Consider the following 16,838-nt stretch of genomic DNA (forward strand, 5'->3'; position numbering starts at 1 on the left):
AAATTAAAACACCAATTCTAATGAATAGTAAAAATACAAAAAGCGTCCTGCATCAAATGTGGACTGCTAAAGGAGCGGTATTGATGATTTTTATGCTTTTTCTTTCTGCCAGCACTTTCGCGCAGACGAAAAAACAAATCTCAGGAACCGTTTATGACAATACGGGTACGGTATTGCCGGGAGCTTCTATCATTGAAGTAGGAACAAAAAACGGAACTACAACAGATTTTGATGGTAAATTTAGCCTTCAGGTAGCCGTAGGAGGTGCAATCGAAGTTTCGTTTATCGGATCAACAACACAAAAAATCCAAATTACGGGAAGCACTTCTAATGTTGAGGTGCGTCTGCAAAATGATGGATATACATTAGCAGAAGTTCAGGTAGTTTCTGTAGGTTACGGAAAAGTGAAAAAATCAGATTTAACAGGAGCAATTTCTACAGTTGGAGCAGATGATTTAGTAAAAGGAACTATTTCTTCTACAGAGCAGGTTTTGCAAGGAAAAGTAGCGGGATTGAATATTATTCGTCCTTCGGGAGATCCTGCTGCGGGTTCTACAATCCGTCTTCGTGGAGGAACTTCTTTAACAGCTAGCAACAGTCCGCTAATTGTTGTGGATGGAATTGCTGGTGTTGATATTAACGTAGTTCAACCTTCAGACATTAAATCGGTTGACGTTCTTAAAGATGCTTCGGCAACTGCAATTTACGGTTCTCGTGGAGCAAATGGGGTAATCATGATTACAACAAAATCTGGAACAAAAGGAGTTTCTGTGGTTTATAGTGGATTAACAAGTGTTGGATATGTAAACGATAATTTAGATTTATTATCTGCAAACCAATGGAGAGGTTATGTTCGTCAGAACGGAATTGCTGATGCGGTTGATTACGGTGCAAATACAAACTGGCAAAAAGCAATCGAGCAAACAGCAATTTCTCAGTCTCATACTTTAAGCATCAATTCTGGAAAAGCAGACAGCGGTTTTAGAACTTCTCTTTCGTACTTAAACAACGAAGGGGTTATTAAAAAATCTGGTTTAGAGAGATTAAGCGGAAATGTTAGTGCTTACCAATTTCTTGGAGATAACAAAGAAGTAAAATTTGATATGGGATTATTTGCAAATATTGACAAATGGCACCCAATTGATTATAGAATTTTTGAAAGAGCTTACAACTTAAATCCAACAATTCCGGTTTACGATGCAAATGGAGATTTTAGTGTTGTAACAGGAAACCTTTATCAAAATCCAGTTGAGATTTTAACCAACAGAACTTTTGATAATGAAAGACACAGACTTTTAGGTTATTTTAAAACTGATGTTAAATTCTTAAATGATTTTACTGCGACAGCAAACATTTCGTTAGAGCACAATGCAGTAAAAGGAGGAACTTACAAACCATCTTATGCGGTTATGGAAGGACAGACTGAAGGTGGTTTTGCACAAAGAACCTATGCAGAATACACAAATGCACAAGGGGAGCTTTATGTAAATTACAGCAAAATTATAGACAAGCACAATATTAGCGCTTTGGCTGGTTATTCTTACCTAGAAAATATCTACGAAGGTTTCGGAGCGCAAAGAGGCGGATTTGTAACAGATGCTTTCAGCTACAACAATTTAGGAGCTGGTTACAACTATCGTTTAAGCGATGTGTATTCATACAAAGGAAAATCAAATTTAGTTTCTTTTTATGCTCGTGCTAACTACGGTTATGATGGTAAATATTTATTGACAGCAACAGTAAGACGTGACGGATCTAGCCGTTTTGGAGAAAACAATAAATGGGGAACTTTCCCGTCTGCTTCTGCTGCGTGGAGAGTTTCTAACGAAGAATTTATGGAATCTTCAAAAGGATGGTTAGACAATTTAAAATTAAGAGTAGGTTGGGGGATTACTGGAAACCAAGACGGAATTGGCGAGTACAAATCGCTTTCTATCTTAGGAGTTGGAAACGACAGTTATTACGATCCAGTTACAAAAACTTGGAGTTTGGCTTATTCTCCAAAACAAAACCCAAATCCTGATTTGAAATGGGAGTCTACAGAACAAATTAACGTTGGTTTCGATTTTGGTCTTTTCAATAGAATTACAGGATCTTTTGAATGGTATTCTAAAACAACAAAAGATTTATTATATACTTACGAAGTGCCTCAGCCTCCATATTTAGTAGGAACTATGTTGGCAAACGTTGGTGAAATGTCAAACAAAGGAGTAGAGTTAACTTTGAATGCTGACATTATAAGAGGAGAAAAATTCAATTGGAATGCTAATTTAACTCTTGGGCACAACGTTCAGAAAATTGAAAAACTTTCAAATCCAACTTATAAAACAGATGTTATCTACAGCGGATCGCTTCATGGCTTAGCTGGTATGTCTGGGCAATATTCTCAAATTATTGCCGAAGGATATCCTGTTGGAACTTTCTGGGGATTCAGAAACGCAGGTTTAGATGCTAATGGAAAAATACAGTATTACAACGCTGCAGGACAAGTAGTAGAGGAAAGCGCTTTGGTTGATGCAGACAAAACGGATTTAGGAAACATTCAGCCAGATTTGACATTAGGTATCGGAATGAATTTTACTTACGGAAATTTTGATCTTGGATTTTCAGGTTACGGAATGTTTGGACAAAAAGCTTTGAACGCAACAAACATGATGTTGAACGATCCAACTAGATTGCCAGCTTATAATGTGCCAGATTCTTTCTTAAGCAGTGGCATTACATCTGCGCCTAAGTATTCTGATTACTGGATCGAAGATGCTTCTTTCTTTAGACTTCAGACATTAACTTTTGGTTACACTTTACCATTGAAATACAAAAAATCGAAAGTTAGAATGTATGTAATGGGCGAAAACTTATTTGTAATTACAGGTTACAAAGGTGTAGATCCAGAGATTGGTTTAAATGCTCAGGATGGAATCGGTCAGACTGGAGTAATGGATCAAACTGGTTTGGCAGCTCCTGGAATTGATAGATACAACAATTATCCTCGACCAACTACTATTTCTGTTGGATTAAATTTTACGCTGAATAACTAAGCGAATTGATAACCAAAAAATATTAACAATGAAAATCAAAATAACAGCAGCAATACTTTTAAGCATGCTTTTTACAGTATCTTGTACTGATTTGGACGAGCAGCTGTATGATCAGGTAGAAGATGGAAATTTCGGAAATACAACCAAAGAAGTTGATGCGCTGGTAGGTGGGGCTTATTCTTCTTTAAGAGGATTCTCCGATGCAATCTCTAATAATTTTCCAACTTGCGAATATGTTTTCTTTTTGAATGAAGTAGTTTCAGACGAAGCTACAATTCCGACAAGAGGTACAAACTGGTACGATGGAGGACAATACCAAGATGCGCAAAAACATACTTGGAAATCAGATAATAGAATGATTCTTTCGGCTTGGCGTTACAACTATACCGGAATCGCTAAAATCAACGCAATTATCTACCAAATCAATAAATCATCTCTTAGTGATAAATCGAAAGAACCGATTTTTGCCGAATTAAAAGCGCTTAGAGCCTATTACTATTACAATCTTTTAGATCTATTCGGAAATGTGCCAATTGTAACCAATTTTGAAGATACAGATCTTCCGACAAATTCAACAAGAAAACAAGTGTATGATTTTGTTGAAAAAGAATTGACAGATGCTCTTCCATATTTAAATCCAAATGTGGTGTATTCTAAGATGACTAAAAATGTTGCATATTCTATTTTGGCTAGATTGTATCTTAATTCAGAAGCGTTTATCGGTCAGCCACGTTGGCAAGACTGTATCAATATGTGCCAAAAGGTTACAGGATACAGTTTGACACCAGATTTCTTTTCGAATTTCGTAACAGAAAATCAGACTTCGCCAGAAATTATTTTTGCGATTCCTTACGATTCAAAAGCAGGAACAGTTGGAAATTACATGAATTCAATGTCTTGCCATTACAGTCAAAATCTAGCTATTTCTGCAATCCCAAATAATTATCCTTGGAGTGCAAACGGAATGTGTGCACAGCCAGGAGTTTATTCTTCTTTTGCAGATACAGACAAGAGAAAAAAATGTATGCTAGAAGGCGATCAGATCAATCTTGCAACAGGAAGTGTCATTATTATGGGTAATGGAGATCCTCTTACTTATACAGAGAACCTAACAAGTCTTGAAGATGCAAAAGAAAATGAAGGTGTTCGTTTACATAAATACGAAATGAAAGCAGGAGAACAATGGGAGCGTGATCACGATTTTGTCTTAATTCGTTACTCAGAAATCTTAATGATGCAGGCAGAATGTTACGTTCGTTTAGGTTCGCCAGATTTAGCTAGACCATTTGTACAGCAAGTTGCGTCTCGTGCAGGTGAAGAATTGCCAACAACAATTGACCTTAAATTTATTGATCAAGAGTTATTGAAAGAATTCACATTTGAAGGAAGAAGAAGAACAGACAACATTCGCTTTGGAACATTCTTCGAGCCATGGTGGTCAAAAGGCACAACGGAAAAATACAGAGCAATTTTCCCAATTCCGAGTACTGTTTTAACTACTAATAAAAATCTAAAACAAAATCCTGGGTATCCAAATTAGGTTACTAGAATGTCAGTCTTCCATGTTGGTTAGTCGTGGAAGGCTGGCATGTTTTAAGAAGTTACTAAAGATTTTTTTTAGCCACAGATTAAATGATTTTCACAGATTATTTTTTAATAAAAATCCTTTTTAATCTTTTTAATCTGTGGCAAAAAAAATAATCACGAGTTCTAAATAAATATTATCTCAATATGAAAAGATATATCACATCGTTGGTTTTTGGTTTGATGAGTATTGCGATGGTTGCTGGATGCAGCAGCGATGACAAAGGTTCAGACAAACCAGTAGAACCAGAGAAAACAAACCCTGTTGCGATTGAGAAAACCAATAGCACGAAGATTTATATGCACTATATGCCGTGGTTTGAAACCAACGAAAGTAGTGCCGATAAAAAATGGGGATATCACTGGACAATGGCAAACAAAAATCCGAACAACGTAGGAGCAAACGGCCGAAGAGAAATTGCATCGTACTATTATCCGCTGATTGGACCGTATCACTCAGGAGATAAAAATGTGATCGAAAATCATTTATTATTGATGAAATATTCAGGAATTGATGGAATTCTGATTGATTGGTACGGCACTTACGACGTAAATGATTACGGAATGATCAAAGAAAATACAGATCAGCTTATTGAAATGCTGGATAAAGTAGGTTTAGAATATGCCATTGTATACGAAGATCGATTCTTGACAAATGTTGTGAATGCAGGAAAAGCAATTTCGGTAACCGGTGCAGCAAAAACAGATTTGGCTTATGTAGAAAAGAATTATTTTTTTGATGCTAATTATATTAAGATTAATGGTAAACCGCTGTTAATGAATTTTGGACCAATTGTTCTACAGACCCCCGCTGAATGGACAAATGTCTTTAATACTTTAACAGCAAAACCTACTTTCTTGACACTTTGGGATCACTCTTCAATGGCAGGAGAAAATGCTTCAGGAGAATATGCTTGGGTTTACAAAGACAATAGTTATTTGACGAATTTTTATACCAATACAAAACCAAAATTGAGTGTTGCAATGGGAAGTGCTTATCCAGGTTTTAAAGATTTTTATGCAGCAGGCGGAGGTGGAGCAGCAATTGGATGGACAATCGAACATAACAATGGAGTGACACTTGATGAAACTTTGACTTTAGCAAAAAACGCCAATGTAAATTATCTGCAGCTGATTACATGGAATGATTTCGGAGAGGGAACTATGATTGAACCAACAGTTGAATTTGGATATTCTTTTATCGAAAAAATCAAAACTTTTGCCGGAGTAAAAAATACTGAAAGCGTATTTCCAGATATCAGCAAATTGTATGATTTACGCGTACAGAAAAAAGGAAATGTCGAAATCCAGAAAAAACTCGACCAAGCGTTTAATTATTTTGTTTCGATGCAGCCAGCAAAAGCAAAACAAGTAATAAGCGAAATAAAATAGAGCTGTAATTAATACAATTTAAATAATGAAAAACAGAAAATATAGATACTGTCTCGTGGCTTTTGCATCGATGCTGATTATGGCCTGCAGTACTAAAAAAACGTATAAAATCAGTTCTCCAGAAAAAATCTCTGAATTAACGTTTGAATTAACTCCTTCAGGACAGCCGCAATACAGTTTTTCTTCTAACGGAAAATCGGTTATTGAACCGTCTCTTATGGGATTTGAATTTCAAGGTTTAGCTAAAATGACAGATGGTTTTGAAGTCGTTTCTACAGAAGAAAAATCGGCAGATGAAACTTGGGAACAGCCTTGGGGCGAATTTAAAAAAGTGAGAGATCATCATAACGAACTGATTGTTCATTTAAAAGAAGCAAAAGGCGAGGAGCGCTTGGTTGATATCATTTTTAGGGTTTTTGACGATGGTGTCGGATTTCGTTATGAATTTCCAAAACAACCTCATTTAGGAAAAGTGAAAATCTCCAATGAAGTAACGCAATTTACTTTTAAAGATAATAACGAAGTTTGGTGGATTCCGGTTCACCGTGAAAACAGTTATTATGAAAGTGAATACCGCAAGACGTTAATGAGTAAAACAGATACAATTAATACTCCGGCAACTTTTGAAACCAAAGACAAATTGTATGTAGCCATTCACGAAGCTAACTTGACAGATTTTGCTTCAATGACGCTTTTAAAAACTACAGACAAACAATACAAAAGTGATTTAGTACCGTGGGCAGATGGTGTAAAAGTATATACCGAAACACCTTTTAAAACGCCTTGGAGAACTATTGTAGTTGGTAAAACTCCTGGAGATGTAGCAACTTCTACAATTATGCTGAATCTGAATGAGCCTTCAAAAATAGAAGACTTATCTTGGATCACTCCATCAAAATATATTGGAATCTGGTGGGGAATGCATTTAGAAAAATACACTTGGGGACAAGGTCCAAAACATGGAGCAACAACCAAAAACACAAAAGAATATATTGATTTTGCTGCGAAAAATGGTTTCGACGGAGTTTTGGTAGAAGGCTGGAACGAAGGCTGGGACGGCGATTGGACTGCTGACGGTTCTGCGTTTAGTTTCGTAAAAGCCTATCCAGATTTTAATTTGGAAGAAATCACTAAATACGCAGCCATTAAAAATGTTCGTTTAATTGGACATCATGAAACGGCTGGAGCAACTAAAAATTATGAAAGCCAATTGGAAGATGCATTCAAATTGTATCAGAAAATGGGAGTAAACTCGGTTAAAACGGGTTACGTAAACAAATATTTGGACAAAAAAGAATGGCATGACAGCCAGTACGGAGCACGTCATTACAGAAAAGTAATCGAAACAGCCGCTAAATATCATATCATGATTGATAACCACGAACCAATGAAAGGAACGGGTTTACAGCGTACTTATCCAAACTTTATGTCACAAGAGGGTGGAAGAGGGCAAGAATACAATGCATGGTCTGTAGATGGAGGAAATACGCCAGAGCATTTAACGACTTTGCCTTTTACAAGAATGCTTTCTGGTCCATTTGATTACACACCCGGAAACTTCAATTTTGATTATAAAACGCCATCTGGAGCAAAAGTTCAGACTACGTTGGCAAATCAATTGGCATTGTATGTTATTATTTTCAGTCCCTTGCAAATGGCTTCAGATTTGCCTGAAAATTACGAAGGAAAGCCAGAGTTTCAATTCGTAAAAGATGTTCCGTGCACTTGGTCTGATACTAAAGTTTTAGATTCTAAAATTGGAGAATACACTACGATTGCCCGCAAAGATTGGGATGAGAAGAATTGGTATTTAGGTTCAATTACCAATAGAAATGCAAGAGACTTAAAAGTAGCCTTATCATTTTTAGACAAAGGCAAAGAATACGAAGCAGAAATCTATGCAGACGGAGCTGGAGCAAATTATAAAACCAATCCGTATCCAGTTGCAATCTCTAAACAAAAAGTTAACAGCAAAACCATTTTAAATATCAAATTGGCAGCTGGTGGAGGAACAGCAGTAAAATTCTCTCCAATCGAAAAATAAATATTAGTTAAGTTTTATTTTGAGTTAAGTTAAGTTTAAGTTTGGCAATAAACCCGATAGCTGGAGAGCTGTCGGGTTTGTTTTTTTGTTTCAAGTTTCAGGTTTGAGAAATTTTGAGTGTAATTTTACCGCAAAGTTCGCAAAGCTTTTTGATGAAATTTTAATCTCGCAAAGACGCGAAGTCGCAAAGTATATATAAAAAACTTTGCGACTTCACGTCTTTGCGAGAATATTTTGTTTAGCTAAAAAACTTTATGATCTTAAAAATGAATTTTAAGTATATTTTAAACACAAAGTTCGCAAAGCTTTGTATAAAACCTTTGCGAACTTTGCGTAAATCTTTGCGTTCTTTGCGGTTAAAAAAAAACTTAGAACCTTAGCATCTCAGCACCTTAGCACCTTTACTTAGTAACTTTAACATGCTTTCCAAAAGTATACACTGCAGTTATCGTTGGTCCATTATATCCCCATTTTAAGAAACCATTTAATCGTTCTTGAACAGTATCTACCCTAAAGTTTAAACCAGTATAGCCAGCTGTAAGGCTAAAGTTGTCTACAACATTATATAAAACCGATAAATTGTAACTTATGATTCGCCCATCGGTTTCGTCAATTTTTACTGCCAGATAATTTACGTTAGCATATAAACCCCAGCGTTTTCCAAGAACAAATTCTCCCCATATTCCAACATCTGGCAATGGAGCTGTAAAGTCAAAAGTATCATGATATTCTACACTTTGTGTATTGGCATTTAATTTTAGACCTAAATCTGCAAAAAGAACATGCGCACCAATTAATAAACCAGCTTGATATTTAGGTTTCGATAAAATAGCATAACCATAGGCAATTCTAGCAATCTGAACATTAAAAGTACCACGAACACTTCCATTCAATGGATAAGTATGGTCTCCGAAATTTATATCTCTTTGCAACGTTTTTGTTGCAGTTCTATCTAGTACAAAATATTCAAAACCTAATCGAGATCTTTTAGAAATACGCCAGTCAAATGTTCCTAAAAAGGATACGGTCGATTTAGAAAAGCCTAGATCATTTTCAAGATCTATTTCGGTTCCTATATTTCCGTTATTGCCTTCAACTTTAACGACAGTATTATTTACAGGAAAAAAACCACCGGCAGAAACTTTAAATTTTCTATTGTGCCAGGGCAGATCCTCTACACTATTATCTTGAAAGTCGTCTGTTTCAGTTTTTAGAGTTGTTGTTAAGTCTTCGTCTTTTGCGGTTTCAGCAACAGTCTGAGCGTTTAGCGGAATCCAAAGGAGCATCATTACCAAAAAAATAAATAATTGTTTCATCAGAGTAATTTTTAAGTTTTTATTAGGCAATATTTAACATTTAAAGTTAGTAAAAATAATCGTTCATTTTTGTTTTTATAGCTGAATTATTTTTATAAATAACTTGTATATCAATAAAATAAGGATTTTGCGAAATAATAGTTGACATGTCACTCTTTTTTGTAATTTTGCATCATGGAAAAAAGACATACCGATAAAGACAGTTTTTCAAATTTTTGGAAAGAAGAAATATCAGATAGTTTCTTCTTTCAGATTCATCGTATCAAACGAGCAATTTTCAGACGTACAAACGCGTTAATGAATGAAGCAGGGATTACATTACAATTAGAACAACTGCCACTGCTTATGATTCTGCATCATAAAAGTCTTTCACAAAGAGAATTGTCAGACAAAACAATGCGCGACAAATCCTCTATTTTAAGAAGTATTTCAGCTCTTGAAAAAAAGAAATTGGTTGAGGTGGTCAAGGATAAAATGGATAAGCGAAAAAACATTGTAAGTCTCACTGATGAGGGAATTTCACTAGCAAAAAGTATTCGATCGCTTATGAAAAGAGCAGAAGAGGAGGTCATGTCTGTTTTTTCTCCAAAAGAAAGAATCGAGGCGTTGAATGCAGTAAGATCTTATGCAGATAAGTTAGAAACGCTTTAATTTTTTTTGAACTTTAAAAGTTGATATGTCAACTGATTTTTAAATAATTATTTTGAATAAATGAAAAAAAATGAATTGTTAGAAGGGCCAATCCTTTCTTCATTATTAAAATTGGCAGTCCCAATTATGATTGCTAATTTATTGCAAGCCGCATATCAGTTGGTAGATGCTTTTTGGGTTGGACGTTTGGGCGGCGATGCTGTTGCGGCGGTTTCAATAAGTACGCCTGTAATATTTTTAACCATAGCTTTAGGAACTGGATTGGCAATTGCTGGTTCTATTTTGATTGCGCAATATTTTGGAGCAGGAAATCAGAAAATGGTCAATCATGTGGCGGCGCAGACTTTGTCGATGGTAATTATTGTTTCTGTTTTCTTGTCGATTATCGGATACATTTTAAGTCCGTATTTTTTATATCTGCTAAAGGTAGAGCCAACGGTTTATGTTGATGCGTTAGGATTTATGCGCGTTGCATTTGTTGGTTTGGTTTTTAGTTTCGGATTTATGATTTTCCAGTCGATTATGCGTGGTGTTGGACGTGTAACTTTACCTGTTTATATAGTTTTAGGAACTGTTATTTTGAATTTTGCTCTAGATCCGCTGTTTATTTATGGATGGAATTTTATTCCAGCATTAGGTGTAAAAGGCGCTGCTTTAGCAACTTTGTCTACACAGCTTTTGGCGATTATCATTGGATTTGCAATTTTGTTTAGAGGAAAGCACGGAATTCATCTTCGCATTTCCGATTTTAAACCAGACTATAAACATATTAAAAGAGCTTTTGAAATTGGTTTTCCATCTTCGATCGAACAATCTATGCGTGCTTTGGGTATGATGGCGATTACGTTTTTGATTGTTCGTTTCGGTACATTGACAGTTGCTTCTTATGGAGCGGGTTCCAATTTGATTCAGCTGATTTTAATTCCAGCTTTAGGATTATCTATGGCTATTGCCACTCTTGTCGGACAAAATATTGGTGCAGGAAATATTGATCGTGCCGCTCAAATATCAAAATTGGGAGCCTATCTAGGTTTCGGATTATTAACTGGTCTTGGCGTAATAGCTTTTATATTTGCACCTTATTTAATTGCCTTTTTCGTTCCAAATGATCAAGCGGTTATTGACGGAGGAACAGAATTGCTTAGAATTACATGTCTGTCTTGGGGATTTCTAGGTTTACAGCTTTGTTTGACCGGAGTGTTTCGTGCTGTTGGAAATACCAAATTACCTATGATTCTAACTTTAGTTTCGCAATGGGTTATCCAGTTTCCGCTTGCTTACATTTTATCTCATAATACTTCTTTAGGTAAAATCGGAATTTGGTGGGCTTTCCCAATAGCTTCTGTTGTAACGGCTTTAATCACAGTTGCAGTTTATGCAAAAGGTGATTGGAAGAAAGAAAGGTTAACAGGTAAAACCAATAAATTGATCGATAAGGTCGAAAGTGAAATAGTGAAGGAGGGGTTTGATATTTCTAAGTAAAGGTTCTAAGGTTCTAAGTTTCTAAGTTTCTAAGATTCTGAGGTTCTGAGGTTCTGAGATTCTGAGGTTCAAAGTTTTTTTGTAGAGATGCACTGCAGTGCATCTAACGAAAGATTGGCAGATTAGGAATATCCTGCATTTTAGACGCACTGCAGTGCGTCTCTACGGAAATTCTTTGTCGATTAGTTTTATTGAATGGCTAAATTTTCGGAAACTTGTTTTGAAACCGTAATTGCGTGAGGGATGGGAATAAGCTGCCGAAGCAGCATGGACAGCCCGACACCATTATAAAAAAAGGGCGAATATGCGTTGCTATTGTTTGCCCTTTTTTTATAATGGTGGCACGCCCAGATTATTTTACTTTTTAATTTTCTAAATATATTTTTATGAAAGCCAAAATAAATTTTAAGTATATTAGAACCTTAGTATCTTAGCATCTCAGAACCTTAGCACCTTTAAAAAAATGACAAAAACTTTAAAACGTTATTTTGTAAAATCTTTTATTGTATTAGCCTTAATTCATTTAGCCTATTTTTTATACGGTTTTTTTACTTTCAAAGGAATCGCTAAAATTAATATCTACACCGAGTTTTACCTTTTCAAATTTTATGATGACGTTTCGATTTCACACTTTTTTGTAAGCGGATTGTTTTTGCTTTTCTTCTTGATTTTTCTGATTCGCAATCATTCAAGGGAAAATTATAATGGCGGTAATCTTTTTAAAATTGCCATTTGTCTGCTGTTGATATCATTTTTGACTTTTTCATTTTTTGTTAGTTATAGTTTCGGAATGAACGCTAAACTAAAAGCGGAATTATCCGAAAATGATTTTAATAATGATAAAAAACTTTTGAATGTTTTAAATCCGTTTTTATATGGATATACTTCTTACAGTTCTGATAAATTATTCAATTACGAGAACATTTTATATCCAAAGCCTTATCCCGTAATTAAACAAGAAGATACAATTGTGCCAGGCGAATATGCTATCACAGAGACTAGTTATTATAGTATTGACACTATAAAAGCGCTAACAAGTACTTTTGATAAAACGACTAATAAGGCAGATAGTATTTTTGACATTTTTGGTTTTGATAAAGAAGAGTTACACAAAAGAGTTATCTCAAAAACAGTTTTAGGAGATAGCACAGCAATTATTTTTAAGAGTGCTCAGGTACATCCAGAACATGATAGTGATATTTGTATTTTCTTAGAAAACAAATCTTTGTTTAATCCTGTTCAAGGAGATTCTATTGATAAACAAACTTATCAAGCGGCTGTAGATCGTTATAAATTGCTGTATAATTCTAAAAAAGATTCGCTGGCTTATACTTTTCAGAAATTAGACACGATTTTAAGAAAATACAATATAGAAACGAGTCTAATTCCGAAACAATTAACTCAAGATGTATATCATTATAGAGATCATCAAGACGAACCTCTTAACGGAATTAGAAATACTTTTGATAGAAAAGCTTTAATAGAAAAATTTAAAACTTTGGATAAGTTATTTTACGAACCTAATTACTTACACCCGAATATTATTGCAATTTATTTTGCTGTAATTGTTTCGGTTTGGATTGTACTATTTGTGTTTTACCTTGTTTTTAATAGAAAGAAAGTTCAATAACAATGTCAAATTTCAAATTTCAATGACAATTTCAAAAATCAAAAAATAATTGAAAATTGTTATTGGAATTTGGAATTTGGAATTTGGAATTTGATTTTTACTAAACCCTGTGATAATCTGCTTTCCAGTGTACAATTGCTTTTTTGATCGCATCGCCAGTCAAGTTGTTTTTTAAAACGTCTTCTACAAGCGGAATCAATTCGTTGTCTGGTGCAAAGCGTAAAGCAAATATTTGATCGTCTGTAAGTTTGTATTCAAATTCTTCGAATCTTTTTCCCGTAAGGGTAAAATAGCGGTAACGCATTTCTAAACGTACAATTCTGTTTTGCAACGTTAACGCATAGTGCTGGCGCAACATATAAGCTAGAACAAAAAGAAATACAAAAGCTATGCTTATAAATGCCCATATCAATTGATCTTCTGTTGTAATGCTTAAATATATGCTTGCAATTAAGAATAAAATTAAAACAGGATAATATATAAAATGGTGCGGTGTATAAAACCGTATATGATTATAATATGTCTGGATTTTCATGTTTTTATCTTTAAATGGTAGCCTATAAAAACAAAACTACTCTATATTTCTATAGAGTAGCTTTTTCCCAAAAATAAACTAACATAACCAATGTTCTCTTTATAGACTAAACTTTTTACAGTTTGCTTTGTAAATTTTAATAAGAAGAAAGCCTTTTCATTTCGTTTTTCAAATCTTCAATATGGCTTATTTTTCTTTGATGTAAAATTAGATCGAGAGTGGTTGTTTTTTGTTATACTTTAAACGGAAAAAGTTACATGATTCCAATATTTGCATTTTAATTATATAAAATCATAGTGTTTATAATAAGGTTTTAATGATGCTCCATTCATCTAATTTGTTTTGAAAAGCCTTGCTAGCATTGGCAGGACTAGTTGAAGGAAGCGTAAAAGTTTTATATTGTTTTGTTAAGTGAACATATTTTTTAAAAAATGCAGCCGCTTTTTGTCCGTTAAAAAGAATGCTTTCTATTTGAGTGTGCGTTTCTAAGAAATTTTCAAAATCATTTGCGATTTCATTTTTAATGGCACTATCCAAACTTCCAACGCGTTCACAAAATTGTAAGACATCCCAAAGCGCAATATTATTTTCGATTAACAAGTCTTTTCGTATTTCATAATTGTTTGAAAATTCCTGTCCAAGAATCTGAAACATAAATTTCCAAAAGTTATTCTGATTATGGCCATAATATTGGTTGAGTTCTAAAGATTTTGTTCCAGGCATCGTGCCTAAAATCAGAATTTTAGAAGTGGGAGAACTTATAGGAGCAAATGAAAAACTTTCCATAGTTACATATTAAATGACTTGTGATTACTGGTAAAATAAACATTTATAAGGAATTATAAAACAAAACCAAAAAATTATATAACATTTTTGGTCAGTCTTTAAGCGAACTTTGACTTTCAGATTTCTAGAAATAATCTGTTTAGCAAATTATAATTTTAAATCCGGCGAACCATGAAAATTGTTACTATAAATACAGAAAAAACTCAAAATATATTTGATGAACTTCAAACTAGTTTTGGCGGAAAAGTGGCCTTTGACTTAGACGAATATACACTAGAAATAGAAAATAGTTTTGCTGAAGGTTCGATTATTGGAGCTTCTTTTAATGATAATATCTCATACGTTCAGTTTGATATGACATTTTCTGCAGATGTTAGGTTGGATATTCTTAACGTAAAATCATCACCAATTTATTTTGCTTATTGTTCTAAAGGGAATCTTTCGCACAGTTTTGGATTAAATGGGGAAGAGCGAAAACTGAAAACATTTCAGACAGCAATTGTAAGCTCTAAAGTAAATCAAGACAATGTTTTATTCTTTGAAAAAGGTAAAAAAACAAAATTGACCTTAATTATTGTCGGTACTCAGATTGATGTTGCAAGTCAGACACATTCTTTGAACCAACAAGTTAAAGATACTTTTTTTGAAAATAACCAGGCGTCTGATTTCTTCTATATAGGATCTTATAATTTACAGATTGCAGAAAAAATTGAACAGTTAAATTCGATTACGCAAACAGGAATTGTTCGCAATCTGTTGAAAGAAGGAATTATGCGAATTATTCTGGCGATGGAAATTCAGCAGCATTCTGACGATTTGCAAGCTTTTGGAAACGAGTCAAACGGATTAACATTGAGAGAATTGGAAGGAGTAAAAGAACTTTCGGAGTTTATAAAATCAAATCCAGAAGAAGCATTCTCAATAAAATCGTTGAGTAAAAAATCTGGACTTTCTCCAAACAAACTTCAAGAGGGCTTTAAAATGATTCACAATCGCACAGTCAATGATTATATTACCCATATGAGAGTGCTTAAAGCAGAAATTCTCATTAGAACATCAGACCTAAACATTTCAGAAATTGTCTATTGCATTGGTTTTACTAGCAGAAGTTATTTCTCTAAAATATTCAAACAAAAATTCAACTGTAGTCCAAAAGAGTATAAGTTTAATTTGAATTCTTTGGCTATTACGGCGTAAACGCCGAAGTTGCTAAGGTTCTAAGATGCTAAGATTCTAAGTTTTTTCGTGATACTTAGCATTTCAAAATCTCAAAAAAATAAAGTCGCTAGCTATAAAGCATGATATACAAACGCTAAGGCTCTAAGATTTTAAGTTAAAAAAACTTAGAATCTTAGAGCCTTAGTTTCTTAGTATCTAAAAAAATTATACATTTGCATAACTAGTTATATAATTAATTATTTGTTATGGAATTTTTTGATAAAGTTGGAAAATCGGCACTTGGAAGCCGTTTACGTTTAATGACAGCTGTTGTGACAGACGATGCTGCCAAAATATATGAATTGTATGGAGTTGACTTTGTGCCGAAATGGTTTCCTGTATTTTATACATTAGCAGAGGAACGTGAAATTACCATTACTGAAATTGCTAATGAAATAGGACATTCTCAGCCTTCTGTTAGTAAAATTATTCAAGAAATGATTACTGCAGGATTAATTCAGGAAAGTGCAAAAACAGATGATAAACGCAAGAATAATGTTGTGCTGACTGAAAAAGGGACTTTAATTTCGAAGAAAATAAAACAGCAGTTGGAAGATATTGATCTTGCCATTGAAGAAATAATAACAGAAAGCAAACATAATCTTTGGGCAGCGCTAGAAGAATGGGAGTTTTTGCTGGAACAAAAATCTCTGATTAAAAGAGTTAGCGAACAAAAGAAAAAGAGAGAAAGTAAAGACGTTGAAATTGTGGAGTATAAAGCAGAATATCAGCAAGCTTTTAGGGAATTGAATGTAGAGTGGATCTCGAAATATTTTGAAATGGAAGAAGCCGATTATAAAGCGCTTGATAATCCTGAAGATTATATTTTGAAAAAAGGCGGAAAAATTCTCGTGGCTTTATATCAAAACGAACCTGTCGGTGTTTGCGCTTTGATTAAAATGAATAATTCTGAGTATGATTTTGAAATGGCAAAAATGGCTGTTTCACCCAAATCACAAGGAAAAAGCATCGGATGGCTTTTAGGAAAAGCAATTGCCGAAAAAGCAAGAGAACTCGGTGCTAAGAAAATATATTTAGAAAGCAATACAATCTTAAAGCCAGCTATAAATCTATACTATAAATTAGGTTTTGAAAAAGTTTTTGGACTTGAAACACCTTATAAGAGATGTAACATTCAGATGGAGTTGGTGCTTCGTTAAGT

12 protein-coding genes are annotated in these 16,838 nt (G+C 34.2%); 9 read left to right on the top strand and 3 right to left on the bottom strand.

Going from position 1 to position 16,838, the window contains the following annotated elements; genetic code table 11:
• Nucleotides 1-20 precede the first annotated feature (20 nt).
• From JI750_RS16310 to JI750_RS16325, 4 genes are all read left to right on the top strand, one after another.
• Nucleotides 21-3,038, top strand: a complete 3,018-nt coding sequence (locus JI750_RS16310) for a SusC/RagA family TonB-linked outer membrane protein (protein WP_236673063.1) — start codon at nt 21-23, stop codon at nt 3,036-3,038.
• A 28-nt stretch (nt 3,039-3,066) separates the two neighbouring features.
• Nucleotides 3,067-4,578: a RagB/SusD family nutrient uptake outer membrane protein gene (locus JI750_RS16315; RefSeq protein WP_202004341.1), complete on the top strand. Its 1,512-nt coding sequence runs from the start codon at nt 3,067-3,069 to the stop codon at nt 4,576-4,578.
• Nucleotides 4,579-4,769: 191 nt separating this feature from the next.
• Nucleotides 4,770-6,014, top strand: coding sequence for a glycoside hydrolase family 99 protein (locus JI750_RS16320; RefSeq protein WP_202004344.1), 1,245 nt, complete (start codon nt 4,770-4,772; stop codon nt 6,012-6,014).
• A 25-nt stretch (nt 6,015-6,039) separates the two neighbouring features.
• Nucleotides 6,040-8,058 carry a glycoside hydrolase family 97 protein gene (locus JI750_RS16325; RefSeq protein WP_202004348.1) on the top strand — a complete coding sequence of 673 codons (2,019 nt, stop codon included), beginning with the start codon at nt 6,040-6,042 and terminating at the stop codon, nt 8,056-8,058.
• A gap of 401 nt (nt 8,059-8,459) precedes the next feature.
• Here the strand turns inward: JI750_RS16325 and JI750_RS16330 are convergent, their stop codons facing one another.
• Nucleotides 8,460-9,374: a hypothetical protein gene (locus JI750_RS16330; RefSeq protein WP_202004351.1), complete on the bottom strand. Its 915-nt coding sequence runs from the start codon at nt 9,372-9,374 to the stop codon at nt 8,460-8,462.
• A 174-nt stretch (nt 9,375-9,548) separates the two neighbouring features.
• Between JI750_RS16330 and JI750_RS16335 the strand changes: the two genes are divergently transcribed.
• From JI750_RS16335 to JI750_RS16345, 3 genes are all read left to right on the top strand, one after another.
• Nucleotides 9,549-10,025: a MarR family winged helix-turn-helix transcriptional regulator gene (locus JI750_RS16335; protein ID WP_202004354.1), complete on the top strand. Its 477-nt coding sequence runs from the start codon at nt 9,549-9,551 to the stop codon at nt 10,023-10,025.
• Between the two features lie 60 nt (nt 10,026-10,085).
• Nucleotides 10,086-11,507, top strand: a complete 1,422-nt coding sequence (locus tag JI750_RS16340) for an MATE family efflux transporter (protein ID WP_202004358.1) — start codon at nt 10,086-10,088, stop codon at nt 11,505-11,507.
• A gap of 463 nt (nt 11,508-11,970) precedes the next feature.
• Nucleotides 11,971-13,137, top strand: coding sequence for a hypothetical protein (locus JI750_RS16345; protein WP_202004361.1), 1,167 nt, complete (start codon nt 11,971-11,973; stop codon nt 13,135-13,137).
• Nucleotides 13,138-13,237: 100 nt separating this feature from the next.
• On the opposite strand, the gene JI750_RS16350 is transcribed toward JI750_RS16345, so the two are convergent.
• Together JI750_RS16350 and JI750_RS16355 are read right to left on the bottom strand one after the other, a co-directional pair.
• Nucleotides 13,238-13,672, bottom strand: a complete 435-nt coding sequence (locus JI750_RS16350) for a DUF6526 family protein (RefSeq protein ID WP_202004364.1) — start codon at nt 13,670-13,672, stop codon at nt 13,238-13,240.
• A gap of 300 nt (nt 13,673-13,972) precedes the next feature.
• Entirely contained in the window at nt 13,973-14,458 is a 486-nt protein-coding gene (locus tag JI750_RS16355) for a DNA-deoxyinosine glycosylase (protein ID WP_202004367.1), read from the bottom strand.
• Nucleotides 14,459-14,629: 171 nt separating this feature from the next.
• Between JI750_RS16355 and JI750_RS16360 the strand changes: the two genes are divergently transcribed.
• Together JI750_RS16360 and JI750_RS16365 are read left to right on the top strand one after the other, a co-directional pair.
• On the top strand, nt 14,630-15,655 hold the full coding sequence (locus JI750_RS16360) for a helix-turn-helix domain-containing protein (protein ID WP_202004370.1): 1,026 nt from the start codon (nt 14,630-14,632) through the stop codon (nt 15,653-15,655).
• A 227-nt stretch (nt 15,656-15,882) separates the two neighbouring features.
• Nucleotides 15,883-16,836 carry a bifunctional helix-turn-helix transcriptional regulator/GNAT family N-acetyltransferase gene (locus JI750_RS16365; protein WP_202004373.1) on the top strand — a complete coding sequence of 318 codons (954 nt, stop codon included), beginning with the start codon at nt 15,883-15,885 and terminating at the stop codon, nt 16,834-16,836.
• Nucleotides 16,837-16,838: the final 2 nt, after the last annotated feature.

The sequence above is a fragment of the Flavobacterium tagetis genome (genome assembly GCF_016735615.1).
In the GTDB taxonomy this organism is placed as follows: Bacteria; Bacteroidota; Bacteroidia; order Flavobacteriales; family Flavobacteriaceae; genus Flavobacterium; species Flavobacterium tagetis.

What these genes read in the sequence shown, in the direction of transcription:
- JI750_RS16310 (WP_236673063.1), top strand. Translation starts at nt 21, where the DNA reads ATGAATAGTAAAAATACAAAAAGCGTCCTGCATCAAATGTGGACTGCT.
- JI750_RS16315 (WP_202004341.1), top strand. Translation starts at nt 3,067, where the DNA reads ATGAAAATCAAAATAACAGCAGCAATACTTTTAAGCATGCTTTTTACA.
- JI750_RS16320 (WP_202004344.1), top strand. Translation starts at nt 4,770, where the DNA reads ATGAAAAGATATATCACATCGTTGGTTTTTGGTTTGATGAGTATTGCG.
- JI750_RS16325 (WP_202004348.1), top strand. Translation starts at nt 6,040, where the DNA reads ATGAAAAACAGAAAATATAGATACTGTCTCGTGGCTTTTGCATCGATG.
- JI750_RS16330 (WP_202004351.1), bottom strand. Translation starts at nt 9,374, where the DNA reads ATGAAACAATTATTTATTTTTTTGGTAATGATGCTCCTTTGGATTCCG.
- JI750_RS16335 (WP_202004354.1), top strand. Translation starts at nt 9,549, where the DNA reads ATGGAAAAAAGACATACCGATAAAGACAGTTTTTCAAATTTTTGGAAA.
- JI750_RS16340 (WP_202004358.1), top strand. Translation starts at nt 10,086, where the DNA reads ATGAAAAAAAATGAATTGTTAGAAGGGCCAATCCTTTCTTCATTATTA.
- JI750_RS16345 (WP_202004361.1), top strand. Translation starts at nt 11,971, where the DNA reads ATGACAAAAACTTTAAAACGTTATTTTGTAAAATCTTTTATTGTATTA.
- JI750_RS16350 (WP_202004364.1), bottom strand. Translation starts at nt 13,672, where the DNA reads ATGAAAATCCAGACATATTATAATCATATACGGTTTTATACACCGCAC.
- JI750_RS16355 (WP_202004367.1), bottom strand. Translation starts at nt 14,458, where the DNA reads ATGGAAAGTTTTTCATTTGCTCCTATAAGTTCTCCCACTTCTAAAATT.
- JI750_RS16360 (WP_202004370.1), top strand. Translation starts at nt 14,630, where the DNA reads ATGAAAATTGTTACTATAAATACAGAAAAAACTCAAAATATATTTGAT.
- JI750_RS16365 (WP_202004373.1), top strand. Translation starts at nt 15,883, where the DNA reads ATGGAATTTTTTGATAAAGTTGGAAAATCGGCACTTGGAAGCCGTTTA.